The sequence below is a fragment of the Flavobacterium sp. HJSW_4 genome, assembly GCF_042436695.1.
Lineage (GTDB): Bacteria > Bacteroidota > Bacteroidia > Flavobacteriales > Flavobacteriaceae > Flavobacterium.
Window position 1 is genome coordinate 73,796 of record NZ_JBHNPP010000019.1, and the last position, 13,908, is coordinate 87,703.

Below are 13,908 nucleotides of genomic sequence, written 5' to 3' on the forward strand. Positions count from 1 at the left end.
AGATTTGATGCAATGTCTGGTTTTTTATTTACAGCTAATTATCTGTAATTTTTTTATACTCAAAAGTTCCAACTTGCGGATTTGTTATAACACGGTTTTGACTGTCAAAAGAATTTATAGTAAACTCAACCGGAAGAATAACAGAAATAATGGTCAAATGCGTATTGTCTTTAGATAATTTCCATTTCGCTTTGTGCGATTCTTCGCCAATAACACTTTCAAAATCACCATTTTCTTTAAAAACCTGAAAAACCTGATTTGTTTTAAAACGTTTTTCAATGCTTTTTTCTTTTCCGTTTTTTGTCCATTTCACCAGTTGCCATTTTCCAATTAGTTCTTTAGAAGTTTGTGCAGATGCCGATAAGCCAAATAAAAATACGATAGCAAAAAGTAATTTCTTCATTTTTAGTTTTTTAGGATTGATTACTAAATTTAATAAATTCTATTTTCTATAATAAAAAATTAAGGTTAAGATTACTTTTTTCTAATCTTCCCATTTTTCAATCAAATTCTCAGACCATAATTTCTTTGCAAATTCTTTAAAAGCTTTAGGACCTTTTTTAAAGCTTTCATCAAACTTAAAATCGCCGCCTTCAAATTGTTTTTCGCCATTATCAAGAACACCAACCTGAACTTTATTTTGACCGCGCATTGCATACTTTGTATTTCCTTCGTACATAATAATTTTCATATCAGACGGACTTACATCTCCATGACAAACGGTTTTATACATTAGCCAAACTTCTGCAATTCCGTTATTGTTTAGATCTGTAACTTGAAAAGTATCTTTGACAAACGCAGCAACAAGATCGACAGGACAATCTGAAATAAAATCGTAAACTTGCCAAGTTCGTTTTACCTTATTTCCTGAAATGATATAATGATAAGCAAATAATTCAGCATCAGAACCTTCAGATTCATGTTCGAATTTTTGGTTGATGTGATAACCTGTTTCAGTAGTAATTACAATATTGTCTCCCAATTTGTCCTTCCATCGAACGGCGCTTTTCACATGACCTTCATATTTTATTGACTTAGGAAATTGAGTCGAATCGATTTTTTCAACCGTTAAAACAAATGCTTTTTCTGTTGATTTCTCACTTGAAACATCATTTTTAATTTCTTCTTTTTTATCTGATTTGCAACTTGTAAGGAGAACGATCGATAATAATAAAATAGTAATGTTTTTCATATTTTTAAAACGGGCATTTTTAGCTTTGTATCTTATTTTGAAGGTATATTATTTGTACTCTTTTCCATTGTAAATTAACTTAGAAATAAGTTTTTTAGTTGTTTCTTTAGCAATGCAATCCTCATTTTTAAACATGTTTTTCGTCTTTACAACTTTTGTTTTCACAATAAGATTATTAAAGTTTTTGTTCTGTAATTTATCAATATCAATGGAAGAAGTTGAACTATCAAATTCACCCGCACAATCAGAATCCCATTCTCCGCCAGATTGTTGAAGGGTGTAATTTTTAAGCACCTGTTTTAATGAATTATTAGTTGTAATATATAGAGATAAATTCATTTCACTGTACGGATTAAGTCGACTGTTATTACTGAAACTTGTTCTTACTCCAAAAGCTCTTGTCGTCTCGTTTAAACGGTACAAACCTGTATCGATAGAAATGTTGTTTAGCATTATGGCATCAGAAGTCCAGGCACTAGGCTCAATGAATTTGTTTATAATTTTCCCTGTCGTATTGTCAATAACGAGAATGTAAGCATCTATGACGAAATAATCGGGAGTCACTTCAGAAGCATATTTTGGGATAACTAATACACTTTTAGCTTTATCATTTGGCAGTACTTTTTGAGTGAAAAGCTCAACATTAATTTCGCTTTTTTTTATTTTAAGCTGTTTTAAAACTGTATTAAGATGATCTGTATTTTGTGAAAACGAAATTTGGGTACAAAGTAGTAAGGCGAAAATGTATTTTACCATGTTTTTTAATGTTTTTATATGGATTTTATTGTCAGTTTTAATTCTTGGATTTACATCAATAATTTTTTAATCAAAACAGTTTGCCCCAAATGATAATAACTATGTTCAATCATAGCTTCGATATTTCTTTTATAAGTTCCGTATTTGACATCTACAAAACCTTCATCGAGTTTTTCGTCGGGCATTTGTTCAACTAATGAAGCAAAATGCTCGGCATCATTCCAAAATTTGTTTAAAAAAGTATTCCATTGTTCTTGAGATTGAATGGGTGGAAAATCAAAACTAAACTTGTCTTTTATATCTAATGTTCCGCCATTAAAAACTTGATTGATTCCTTTGACGTAATAATGAATATGTTGCGCCAAAACCGCAATTGTATTTAAGTTCTGAACGGGACTAACGGCAATTTTCCAATCTAGATTTTCGAGCTGATCTTTAAAATTGGTGTTCGCAATCCAAGTTCCGTTTAAAATGACTTCTCTAAAACGATTTGCAATTTCAGTTGTACTTTTCATATTCAAAATAATTTAAAAGTTAAATCACATCAATTTATTCTTGCTGAATCCATTCGTATTTGCCATTTTTGAGATAAATGACACCGCCACCACAGCTTTCATCAGCATGGATGAAGATTCCGTCATTTGGAAGTTTTATTTTGTCTTCCTCTGCAACTTGTTCTTCACCAATAATTTCTCCGTCTTCATTCACATTTTCAAAATAAATTTCATTTTTTGGCGCTTTTTCAAAAATGCCAACCCAGTCAATTTCGTCAAAACCTTGATTTAGAACATTATTTCCAAAACCGAAATAATCTGTTCGATTTCCATTTCCAAAAATTATTCGTAAACCGCTTTTATCATTTTTTGTGCTTCTTACAATTTCAACGATTTCATTTTTTCCATCGCCATCCAAATCACATAAGATTTTATTGATTTTATGTTTTGTCGAAAGCGCAATTGTGTCTACTTTTTGTGTTTCGGGTTCTTTTTTAGCGGTAACTTCTAAAGAATCTTTTGGAGTAATTTTTGGAGTTTCGGCTTCGGTTTTTGTTTCTTTTTTACAAGAAATAGCAAGTACAGATAAAAGGAGTAGAGTTCTAATTTTCATATTGGGCTTAGATAAAATTTTAAAGCGCTAATATAAAAAAATACCTACGAAAATTTATGATTTTATAGATTATTGAATATTATTCTTATAAAATATTTCATGTATTGCCTACAGCTATAGCTCTAGGTTAAAGTACGGAAATAAGAAAGGCTTTAGCCAAAATTTATTCATTTGACTAAAGCCCTTTTGAGACTTTTATAAACCTCTAGCTAAAGCTAAAGGCAATTGAAATTTTATTATTGTTTTCTAATTTTTACCTGATATACAATCTCCCAAAAAATAATAGAGAAAATAGCATTAGCAAATATGGCAGTTTTAACCTGATACGGATCATAATCTATAAACAAATGCAGATTGGTAAACTGTAAAGCCAAAAACAAAGCCAAAGCCGAAATTCCGATGGCGCAGATTACGTTTAAAAGCGGTTTCCATTTTAAACCTAAAAAAGCATAAATAAGATTTAAGACAGCAAAACCACAGCCTAAAGTAATGTAAGGATCTGTTTTTAAAACTTTACCCAATGATAGAATATATTGAGTTAGAGTTAAGTATAAAAAGAAAAGAATAGAATAAAACAGAATTCGTACTTGTGGTTTCATTTTTTTGTAATTTTTATTTTTAATATTGTAAGATTTTTTTGTTTATTTACATCTCAGAAAATAAAGCTTTAAAAAGATAAAATTATGCATAAATTAATTAATGATTTTGAGTTTGGGATATTTATTTGGCAGATTTTGATTATTGCATTTGTTGTCTTTTTATTTTATATGCTCTATTTATTATTTAAGTTTTTACGAAAAAATGTATAATCGTTATTTATGATATAATAAAAAATCCCGTTTCTTTATCGAAACGGGATTTTTTTATTCTAAAATGGCTTCGACTTTAGTTTCCGATTTTTCTTTTAACGGACTATCTGGTTGTAAACTCCAAATAACTAGAAATCTTCCTTTTGCAATATATTCTTCTGGATGTTCAGCTGTTGGTTCGCCTGCTTTTCCCCACAATAAACCTTGCAGGAAACGATCGCCTTTGAAAACGTGATCAAATTCAAAATACATAATAGAACCGCGATCGGCTTTGCTTTTAAAACTTTGAATCGCTTTACTTTTTACAGTTCCAACAATATTGCTGTAAGTTGCAATATCTTCATAAAAAGTACAAGCTTGAGGCGTAATACAAACATTACCATCACTTACAATATAACCGCCTTTCGGAATTTCTTTTGGTTTTAGTTTTAAATCAGCAATGGTTTGGCTGAATAAGTTTGTTGTAAGTAGTAGGAGTAGGGTTGATAGGGTAATTGTAATTTTCATTGGATTTTGGGGTTTATTGCATATTAGATTTGGTTTTACAAAAAAAGCACAAAATCATAAGATATTTGTGCTTTTGCAGAATTTTATTATTGAGGAAATTATTTTCCTTTTAGTAATTTTTCTAAATACTCCACTTTGTCTTTTTCAGCTTGAACCAGACGTTCGTAAAGTTCTACAACTTTATCAAGTGGGTTGAAAGTGCAAGAATTGTTAGTTATGAAACTTCCTGTAACAGATTCATTAAAAGTGTTGAAATAATTAATAACATTTTCTTCCGAAAAATTTTCAATAGCTTCAATTGTAACTTCAAGCGCTTTTGCAATTTCTGCCAATTTTTCTTCATCAACAGTTTCACTTGCTTCAATATTAGAAACAGATTGCTGGCTTAAACCAATTGCAATCGCAAGTGCTTCCTGCTTCATACCTTTAAGCTCTCTGATTCGGCTGATATTTCTACCGATATGTCTTGGTTTTGTTGTTGTGCTCATATTTCAAAGGTAATTTTTTTGAATGAAATACTGTCGTTATTTTTTGAATAACAAATATATGTTTTTTCAGACAGGAATTTATCTTTTGATTTTTGGAATTTATTTAGCCAAAATTTTTAAGTTCCAATTATCCTCAATCTTGTCATTTCGACGTAAGGAGAAATCTCCGCAAGTAGCTCCCCAAAGTGGTGCAAATCTTTGTAGAGTTTCTCGCGGAGATTTCTCCTTACGTCGAAATGACAAACTGGAGAGTTCCCTTTGAAATTGTTATTGTTTTTTTCCTAAATTATTCAAATAAATCATTCAAATAAATCATTCAAAAAATTAAGATTTGGATTAATCGTCTTTATCAATTCAATTTTCTTTTCTCTACGCCAGTCTTTTATTTCTTTTTCGCGAGCAATCGCTTCTTGAATCCAAGTAAATTTTTCGTAGTATAAGAGGAATACTGTATTGTATTTTGCTGTGAAAGTTTTGTTTGCATTCTCGCTGTTGTCTTTATGTTGACTTAAACGAATTCTTAAATTATTTGTAACTCCTGTGTAGAAAACTGTTTTGGCTTTGTTTGTTAGAATATAAATGTAGTATGTGTGATAGCCTTGTTGTAATTGCATTTGGTTTTTTTACAAAATTAATAAAATTAAAGAATTTTCTTTCTTTTTATGTAATAGGATTTCAATCTTTGCGGAGCTATTTGCGGAGATTTCTCCTTACGTCGAAATGACAAACTTTGGGGGCATTTCATGGAGATTCTAGTACGATTCCTTGTCATCAGAATGACAAACTTTGTGGTTACTTTTCGTGGGCTTCGACTCCGCTCAGCCTGACAAATGCAATTCAAATAATCTAAAATCTGAATTCTAAAATCTACAATAAAAAAATCCCGCCTCAATTAAGAAACGGGATTAAAATGATATTCTCTTTTTTTCTATTTTTAAACTGTTGCTGCAACTTCTTGTGGCAACGGAATTTGATTTTTAAGTAAATCTTCAAATGTTTCAGCTTGGCGAATTAAGATTCCCTGACCATTCATCCAAAGGACTTCGGCTGGTTTATATCTTGAATTATAGTTCGAAGACATTGAGAAACAATATGCTCCAGCATTTCTGAAAGATAAAATATCTCCTTCTGTAATTTCCTGAATTCTACGGTTGTTTGCAAACGTATCTGTTTCGCAAATGTAACCTACAACAGAGTAAAAACGCTCTTTTCCTTTTGGGTTTGAGATGTTTTCAATATGGTGTGAAGATCCGTACAACATCGGACGAATTAAATGGTTGAAACCACTATCAACTCCAGCAAATACTGTAGAAGTTGTTTGTTTTACTACGTTTACTTTTACTAAGAAATGACCTGCTTCGCTCACCAAGAATTTTCCTGGTTCGAAAATCAACGTTAAATCTCTTCCGTATTCTGTACAGAAAGCGTTGAATCTTTTAGATAATTTTTTACCTAATTCTTCAATATCTGTTTCGATATCGTCTTTTTTGTAAGGAACTTTGAATCCGCTTCCGAAATCTAAGAATTGTAAATCTTTGAAATGTTTAGCTGTATCAAAAAGAATCTCAGCAGCATACAAGAATACTTCGATATCTAAAATATCAGATCCTGTGTGCATGTGAATACCTACAATGCTCATTTTTGTGTTCTCAACAATTCTTAAGATGTGAGGAATCTGGTGAACAGAAATTCCGAATTTACTATCAATGTGTCCAACAGAAATATTAGCATTTCCACCCGCCATTACGTGCGGATTGATACGAATACATACTGGAATATGTGGATGTTTTGTTCCGAATTGCTCCAGAATAGATAAATTGTCAATATTGATTTGTACACCCATTGCAGCAACTTCTTCGATTTCTTCTAAAGAAACTCCGTTTGGTGTAAAGAAAATTCTTTCGGGTTCATAGCCAGCGTGAAGTCCTAACTGAACTTCCTGAATCGATACAGTATCTAAGCCAGACCCCATGTTCTTTAATAACTGAAGAATAGCAACGTTAGACAATGCCTTCATGGCATAATTAACTCTTAAGTTTTCTACCTTAGAGAAAGCTTTAGTTAATCTGTTGTACTGAGATTGGATTTTTTCAGCATCGTAAACATACAATGGACTTCCAAATTGGTCTGCTAACTGCAGTAAATCTTTTGCTTGCATTTTTCAAATTATTTTGAACAAAGTTATTACTCTTTTGTGTATCAGCAAATAAAATGCAGAAAAATAACAAATTATAACAAATTGTTTTATTTTGAACAAAAAGTTGTTGTTTTTGGAATTTTATAACTCTTTTGAGGTACAAAGTGACAGAGGTTCAAAGGTACAAAGTTTTTTTCGCCACGAATTCACGAATTTTTCTAATTTATATAGGACGTCTAGATAATTTTAAACAATTCTTTCGCAATCATTGTAAAACATAGCCCACGGTTTCAACCGTGGGAAACGTATTGTTGCATATCGTTGAGGATTTGCATTGCGTCCCCACGGTTGAAACCGTGGGCAATGTTTGAAATTGATTGAATAAATAAATTAGTGAAGTTAGTGGCAAACAAAAAAATCCATTTAATCTGTGAAATCTGTGGCGAAAAAAAACAAAACCCCTGAATAGAAATTCAGGGGTTTGTCAAATAGTATGTGTTGTGTTTTTTTATAGTTCTTATAGGCTAGGAAGATCTCCTTTTCCTTTAGTAGGCAAGTTTGTAGATCCCATTAGGAATAAATCTACTTCTCTTGCTGCTTCGCGACCTTCTGAAATAGCCCATACAATTAATGATTGTCCTCTTCTCATATCACCAGCAGTGAAAATGTGAGGAACGTTTGTCTGATAGTTGTGTGCTTTATAGTTGCTTCTCATATCAGTTTCGATGCCTAACTGCTCGCTTAACGTTTTCTCCGGACCTGTAAATCCAAGAGCTAACAACGCTAAGTCGCAAGGCCAGATTTTTTCAGAACCTTCTTTTTCGATTAATTCTGGTCTTTGGCCTGGAGTCATTTTCCATTGAACTTCAACTGTTTTCAATCCAGTTAATTCACCTTTTTCGTTAGAGATGAATTCTTTAGTATTGATTAACCAGTTTCTGTCACAACCTTCTTCGTGAGAAGAAGATGTTTTCAACTGTAAAGGCCAGAAAGGCCAAGGAGTTGATTCGCTTCTTCCAACTGGAGGTTTTGGTAAAATCTCAAAGTTAGTTACCGATTTCGCTCCGTGTCTGTTAGAAGTTCCAATACAGTCAGAACCTGTATCTCCACCACCAATAACGATTACATCTTTACCAGTAGCTTTAATTTGATCAGGAATTGATTCTCCAAATAAAACTTTAGTTTGTTGTGTTAAGAAATCCATTGCTTGAACAACACCTTTGCTTTCGATTCCTTTAGTTGGCAAGCTTCTTCTTTCAGTTGCTCCTCCGCATAAAACAATAGAATCGAATTGGTTTAATTCTTCAACGCTGAAATTTACACCAACATTTACATTTGTTTTGAAAGTGATTCCTTCTGCTTCAAGAACTACTACACGACGGTCGATAATCCCTTTTTCTAATTTGAAATTTGGAATTCCGTAACGTAATAAACCTCCAATTGCGTTGTCTCTTTCAAAAACAGTAACCGTATGACCAGCTCTGTTTAATTGTTGAGCCGCAGCAAGACCTGCAGGTCCTGAACCAATAACGGCAACCGTTTTTCCAGTTCTAGTTTTTGGTGGTTGTGGTTTGATCCATCCTTCAGCAAAACCTCTTTCGATGATGCTTTTCTCAATGTTTTCGATAGAAACCGGATCTTTGATGATTCCTAATACACATGATTTCTCACATGGAGCAGGGCATAAACGACCTGTAAATTCTGGGAAGTTGTTTGTAGATTGCAAAATCTCTAATGCACTCTGCCATTCTTCCTGATGTACCATGTCGTTGAAATCAGGAATTAAATTTCCTAACGGACATCCGCTGTGGCAAAAAGGAATACCACAGTCCATACATCTTGATCCTTGTTCTTTTAATTTATCTTTTGGTACCGGAATAGTAAATTCGTTGTAGTTGGAAACACGTTCTGCAACTGCTAAATTACTTTCGTCGGCTCTATTATATTCTTTAAATCCGCCTATTTTACCCATGACATTTTAATAAATTTAGTTGTGAGTTGTGAAATGTGAGAGGTGAAGTTTAAAAACTTAGCACCTCTGCACCTTTGTACCTCAGAACCTCTTAATTAGCTATTAATTCTTCTATTTGTTTTTCTTCTGCAATTCGTTTTAATGCTTTTTTGTAATCTGTTGGCATTACTTTTACGAAGTGCTGTTGTTCATTTTCCCAGTCTGCTAAAATTCTCTTAGCTAATGGACTGCTTGTGTACAATGAATGGTTTTTGATCAGTTTTCTTAGTTTAGTAACGTCCTCTTCTTCCAACGGATCGAATGCAACCATTTCCATGTTACAAACTGTCGAATCGAATTTCTTGTTCGGATCGTAAATGTAAGCTACACCACCGCTCATACCAGCAGCGAAGTTTCTTCCAGTTTTTCCTAAAACTACAACTGTACCACCTGTCATGTACTCGCATCCGTGATCTCCAATTCCTTCTACAACTGCTGTTGCTCCAGAGTTTCTCACACAGAAACGCTCTCCTGCGATACCATTAATATAAGCCTCTCCGGTAATAGCTCCGTAAAGGGCAACGTTCCCAATAATGATGTTGTCTTCAGGTTTGAAAGTCGCAGTAGGAGGTACTTTTACAATTAGTTTTCCTCCAGAAAGACCTTTTCCTAAGTAATCATTACAGTTTCCGTGAATTTTAAATGACAATCCGTTTGTTGCAAATGCACCAAAACTTTGTCCGGCAGAACCTTCAAAATCAACTAAAATAGTGTCATCTGGTAATCCTTGTGCGCCATAAATTTTTGAGATTTCGTTACTCAAAATCGCACCTACAGAACGGTCTGTATTTTTGATTTTGAAAGTAACTCTCGTTTTCTCTTTTCTATAAATAGACGGAATAGCTTCTTTGATGATGTCGAAATCCAGTACGTTTTCAAGAGCGTGATCTTGTTCTGTAGTATTGTGAATTGGCACATGTTTCGCTTTTTCCGGTTTGTATAGAATAGTCGATAAGTCTAAACCATTAGCTTTATAATGTTTGATAGCTTTGTCTACGTTTAATTTTTGAGACTGACCTACCATTTCTTTTAAAGTTCTGAAACCTAACTGAGCCATGATCTCTCTTAACTCTTCAGCAATAAAATACATGAAGTTGATTACGTGCTCTGGAGTTCCTTTGAAATTTTTTCTCAATTCTGGATCCTGAGTTGCAATACCAACTGGACAAGTATTTAAGTGACAAGCTCTCATCATGATACATCCAGAAGCTACAAGCGGAGCAGTAGCAAATCCGAATTCTTCAGCACCTAATAAAGCGGCGATAGCAACGTCACGTCCTGTTTTCAATTGTCCGTCACATTCTAAAACCACACGGCTTCTTAAGTCATTCAAGATAAGTGTTTGTTGTGCTTCAGCTAAACCAAGTTCCCATGGAATACCTGTGTGTTGTAATGAAGTTAATGGTGCAGCACCAGTTCCTCCATCATAACCAGAGATTAAGATAACGTCAGCTTTTGCTTTTGCAACACCGGCAGCGATTGTTCCAACTCCAACTTCAGAAACCAATTTTACGTTGATACGAGCTTCACGGTTTGCATTTTTCAAATCATAAATCAACTGAGATAAATCCTCAATAGAGTAAATATCGTGGTGAGGCGGAGGCGAAATCAAACCTACATAAGGAGTAGAGTTTCTGGTTTCAGCAATCCAAGGCACTACTTTTTCTCCAGGTAACTGTCCACCTTCTCCAGGTTTTGCTCCCTGAGCCATTTTGATTTGAATTTCTTTAGCGTTTGTCAAATAGTTGATCGAAACACCAAAACGTCCTGAAGCAACTTGTTTGATTGCAGAGTTTCTTGAATCTCCGTTAATTTCTTTCTGGAAACGTTTTGGATCTTCTCCACCTTCTCCAGAGTTACTTTTTCCGCCAATTCTGTTCATCGCAATCGCTAAGTTCTCATGCGCTTCTCTAGAGATAGACCCGTAAGACATTGCTCCAGTTTTGAATTTCTTAACGATTTCTGTCCAAGGTTCCACTTCATCAATAGAAATTGGATCTAAATTGTTGAATTCAAATAAACCTCTAATAGTCATTAAGTTTGAGCTTTGCTCGTTTACAGCATTAGCATATTCTTTATAGCTTTCTGGGCTGTTTAAACGAACTGCTTGTTGTAATTTAGAAATCGTAGTTGGGTTAAACATGTGTTTTTCTCCACCACGTCTCCATCTGTAAATACCTCCAATTTCAAGAGAAAGCAAGTTTGCAATTTTTGAATTTGGGAAAGCTTTTTGGAAACGTTTTTTTACTTCTTTTTCCACTTCCATTAAACCAATTCCTTCAATTCTAGAAGGCGTGTAAGGGAAATATTTAGATGTAAATGTTTTGTTTAATCCTAAAATCTCGAAAATTTGAGCAGCTCTGTACGAATGTAAAGTAGAGATACCAATTTTGTTCATGATTTTTACGATTCCTTTTGCGATTGCTTTGTTGTAGTTAACAACTGCATAATCAGCTTTTACTTTTGTAATGAAACCTTTTTCAACTTGATCGTGAATGATTTCGTTTACCATGTAAGGATTGATCGCACTTGCACCATATCCAAACAATAAAGCAAAATGATGAGGTTCGCGTGGTTCAGCAGATTCGATGATGATTCCGAATTTAGAACGAACTTGTAAAATGTTTAATGAGTGGTGAATGTAAGAACAAGCCAATAACATCGGAATTGGAGCCAATTCTTCGCTTACACCTCTATCAGACAAGATAATGATGTTACATCCTTCTTCAACTGCTTTAAAAGTAGCCTGAACACATTTTTCTAATGCTCTTTCTAAACCATTAACTCCTTTTTCTATTTTATATAAAGTAGAAATCGTAGCCGATTTGAAATCTGCGTGATCGATATTTCTAATTTTATCCAAATCCTCATTAGAAATAACTGGATTTTGGATTTTTAATTTTTTACATTGTTTCGATTCGATTTCGAAAATATTGAAATCTCCTCCAATTGCTAAACTGATATCTGTAATGATTTCTTCACGAATACCATCCAACGGTGGGTTTGTAACCTGAGCAAACAATTGTTTGAAGTAGTTGTATAACAATTGTGGTTGATCAGATAAAACTGCCAAAGGCGTATCGTTACCCATAGAACTGATTGCTTCAGCTCCGTCGCTACCCATTGGGTTGATGATTGTTTTTAAATCTTCAATTGTATAACCAAACAAACGCTGTCTTGTTAAGAAATCTAATTTTTCAACAGGAGTAGGGTTGTTGGTGTAAGGAACTTTAGCAAGTGGCAATAAGTTTTCCTGAACCCATTGTTGGTAAGGACGTTTTGTTACAATCGCTTTTTTAACTTCCTCGTCTTCGATGATACGACCTTCATTCATATCAACCAAGAACATTTTTCCTGGCTCTAAACGACCGTGTTGAATTACATCTTCTGGATCGATGTCTAAGACACCAATTTCAGATGACATAATTACGAATCCGCTATGCGTTAAAGTATAGCGAGAAGGACGAAGACCATTTCTATCCAATAAAGCACCAATTACGTTACCATCTGTAAACGGAATAGAAGCAGGACCATCCCAAGGCTCCATGATACAAGCGTTGAACTCATAGAAAGCTCTTTTCTCGTCAGACATTGTTTGGTGTTTTTCCCAAGCTTCAGGAACCACCATCATCATTGCCTCAGGAAGAGAACGGCCAGTCATTAATAAAAGTTCAACCACCATATCCATAGAAGCAGAATCTGATTTTCCTTCTAAGATAATTGGGAATAATTTTTTGATATCATCGCCAAAAACTTTGCTTTGCATAAGCTCTTCACGAGCACGCATACGGCTTACGTTTCCACGAAGTGTGTTGATCTCACCATTATGACACATGTATCTAAACGGTTGAGCTAAGTCCCAAGATGGGAATGTATTTGTAGAGAAACGTTGGTGTACAAGCGCAAGACGCGTCACCAAGTCTGGATCTTTCAAATCTATATAATAACGGCTGATGTCTTCTGGCATCAATAGACCTTTATATATTATAGTAGTTGTCGATAAACTAGTAAAATAAAACATGTGGCTTTCAGAAGTTTTAGATCCTCTTACGGCATGTTCAGCAATTTTTCTAGCTGCAAAAAGTTTTGCATTAAATTCATTTTCAGTTAAATCCTGACCGTTTTTAGAAACGAAAACTTGTTTAACTGTTGGTTCTTTTTCTGCGGCGATTTGCCCTAAATTTTCAACGTCAACTGGCACATCTCTCCAACCTAAAACTTTTAAGTTTTGGTCTTTAATAGTTGCCTCAAATGCATTAATGCAAAAAGAAACTTGGTTTTTGCTTTTTGGTAAAAAAACCATTCCTACTGCATACTCACGCGTTTCAGGGATTTCAAAGTCACAAACTTTCTTAAAAAAATCATGAGGAATGTCGAATAAAATTCCGGCTCCGTCTCCAGTTCTTCCATCAGAACTAACGGCACCACGATGTTCTAATTTAATTAAGATGTCTAATGCTTTGTGAATAATATCATTTGACTTAATACCATTCAAATTACAAATAAATCCTGCACCACAATTGTCGTGTTCAAATTCAGGCAGATAAAGCCCTTGTTCTTTAACTCTCATTCTTGATATTTTTTTTACAAAAATAAAGATTTCGTTAAACATAATGTATTGAAATTATCGATTCGCTTTCATTTTTATAGGAATATTAGAAAAACGGTTCTTAAATGATAAAATTATCATATAAAGCATTGCGAATTATCAAAATGACAATTGCGATTAAAATATATTAAGAAAAATCGTCGCTAAGGTATTGATATTAGTGAAGTTTTTGTTAAATATCAAACGTTTTAGCGGTTTTGTGTTAACTTTTTAGATACAATTGTTTAATGATTTTTTTTCTTTCGATTTAAATAGATGAAGAATCAATTAAGGTGTAGTTATTAATTTAAAA

12 protein-coding genes are annotated in these 13,908 nt (G+C 33.7%); all 12 read right to left on the reverse strand.

Annotated features, from left to right (window positions below):
* Positions 1 to 34: 34 nt before the first annotated feature.
* Positions 35 to 403, reverse strand: a complete 369-nt coding sequence (locus tag ACE01P_RS17135; RefSeq protein WP_379700101.1) for a hypothetical protein — start codon at positions 401 to 403, stop codon at positions 35 to 37.
* Between the two features lie 81 nt (positions 404 to 484).
* Entirely contained in the window at positions 485 to 1,192 is a 708-nt protein-coding gene (locus tag ACE01P_RS17140) for a M949_RS01915 family surface polysaccharide biosynthesis protein (RefSeq protein ID WP_379700102.1), read from the reverse strand.
* A gap of 48 nt (positions 1,193 to 1,240) precedes the next feature.
* Positions 1,241 to 1,948 (reverse strand): hypothetical protein, encoded by a 708-nt coding sequence (locus ACE01P_RS17145; RefSeq protein ID WP_379700103.1) that lies wholly within the window; start codon positions 1,946 to 1,948, stop codon positions 1,241 to 1,243.
* A gap of 50 nt (positions 1,949 to 1,998) precedes the next feature.
* Positions 1,999 to 2,463 (reverse strand): DUF1572 domain-containing protein, encoded by a 465-nt coding sequence (locus tag ACE01P_RS17150; RefSeq protein ID WP_379700104.1) that lies wholly within the window; start codon positions 2,461 to 2,463, stop codon positions 1,999 to 2,001.
* 34 nt (positions 2,464 to 2,497) lie between these two features.
* Complete coding sequence (locus ACE01P_RS17155) at positions 2,498 to 3,055, reverse strand: hypothetical protein (protein WP_379700105.1); 558 nt, start codon at positions 3,053 to 3,055, stop codon at positions 2,498 to 2,500.
* A gap of 236 nt (positions 3,056 to 3,291) precedes the next feature.
* Positions 3,292 to 3,654 (reverse strand): hypothetical protein, encoded by a 363-nt coding sequence (locus ACE01P_RS17160; protein WP_379700106.1) that lies wholly within the window; start codon positions 3,652 to 3,654, stop codon positions 3,292 to 3,294.
* 264 nt (positions 3,655 to 3,918) lie between these two features.
* Positions 3,919 to 4,371 (reverse strand): hypothetical protein, encoded by a 453-nt coding sequence (locus tag ACE01P_RS17165; RefSeq protein WP_379700107.1) that lies wholly within the window; start codon positions 4,369 to 4,371, stop codon positions 3,919 to 3,921.
* Between the two features lie 98 nt (positions 4,372 to 4,469).
* Entirely contained in the window at positions 4,470 to 4,859 is a 390-nt protein-coding gene (locus ACE01P_RS17170) for a helix-turn-helix domain-containing protein (RefSeq protein WP_379700108.1), read from the reverse strand.
* 299 nt (positions 4,860 to 5,158) lie between these two features.
* The gene (locus ACE01P_RS17175; RefSeq protein ID WP_379700109.1) at positions 5,159 to 5,473 is read right to left on the reverse strand and encodes a GIY-YIG nuclease family protein; all 315 of its coding nucleotides are present in this window, start codon (positions 5,471 to 5,473) and stop codon (positions 5,159 to 5,161) included.
* 320 nt (positions 5,474 to 5,793) lie between these two features.
* Positions 5,794 to 7,017: a diaminopimelate decarboxylase gene (lysA, locus tag ACE01P_RS17180; RefSeq protein WP_379700110.1), complete on the reverse strand. Its 1,224-nt coding sequence runs from the start codon at positions 7,015 to 7,017 to the stop codon at positions 5,794 to 5,796.
* Positions 7,018 to 7,513: 496 nt separating this feature from the next.
* On the reverse strand, positions 7,514 to 8,968 hold the full coding sequence (locus ACE01P_RS17185) for a glutamate synthase subunit beta (RefSeq protein ID WP_379700111.1): 1,455 nt from the start codon (positions 8,966 to 8,968) through the stop codon (positions 7,514 to 7,516).
* A gap of 91 nt (positions 8,969 to 9,059) precedes the next feature.
* A complete protein-coding gene (gene gltB, locus ACE01P_RS17190) occupies positions 9,060 to 13,577 on the reverse strand; it encodes a glutamate synthase large subunit (protein ID WP_379700112.1) in 4,518 nt (1,505 codons plus the stop codon).
* Positions 13,578 to 13,908: the final 331 nt, after the last annotated feature.

Bases quoted from the DNA above. Each gene is read 5' to 3' on its own strand.
- ACE01P_RS17145 (WP_379700103.1), bottom strand. From the start codon at position 1,948: ATGGTAAAATACATTTTCGCCTTACTACTTTGTACCCAAATTTCGTTT.
- ACE01P_RS17160 (WP_379700106.1), bottom strand. From the start codon at position 3,654: ATGAAACCACAAGTACGAATTCTGTTTTATTCTATTCTTTTCTTTTTA.
- ACE01P_RS17165 (WP_379700107.1), bottom strand. From the start codon at position 4,371: ATGAAAATTACAATTACCCTATCAACCCTACTCCTACTACTTACAACA.
- ACE01P_RS17135 (WP_379700101.1), bottom strand. From the start codon at position 403: ATGAAGAAATTACTTTTTGCTATCGTATTTTTATTTGGCTTATCGGCA.
- ACE01P_RS17175 (WP_379700109.1), bottom strand. From the start codon at position 5,473: ATGCAATTACAACAAGGCTATCACACATACTACATTTATATTCTAACA.
- lysA (WP_379700110.1), bottom strand. From the start codon at position 7,017: ATGCAAGCAAAAGATTTACTGCAGTTAGCAGACCAATTTGGAAGTCCA.
- ACE01P_RS17185 (WP_379700111.1), bottom strand. From the start codon at position 8,968: ATGGGTAAAATAGGCGGATTTAAAGAATATAATAGAGCCGACGAAAGT.
- ACE01P_RS17150 (WP_379700104.1), bottom strand. From the start codon at position 2,463: ATGAAAAGTACAACTGAAATTGCAAATCGTTTTAGAGAAGTCATTTTA.
- gltB (WP_379700112.1), bottom strand. From the start codon at position 13,577: ATGAGAGTTAAAGAACAAGGGCTTTATCTGCCTGAATTTGAACACGAC.
- ACE01P_RS17140 (WP_379700102.1), bottom strand. From the start codon at position 1,192: ATGAAAAACATTACTATTTTATTATTATCGATCGTTCTCCTTACAAGT.
- ACE01P_RS17155 (WP_379700105.1), bottom strand. From the start codon at position 3,055: ATGAAAATTAGAACTCTACTCCTTTTATCTGTACTTGCTATTTCTTGT.
- ACE01P_RS17170 (WP_379700108.1), bottom strand. From the start codon at position 4,859: ATGAGCACAACAACAAAACCAAGACATATCGGTAGAAATATCAGCCGA.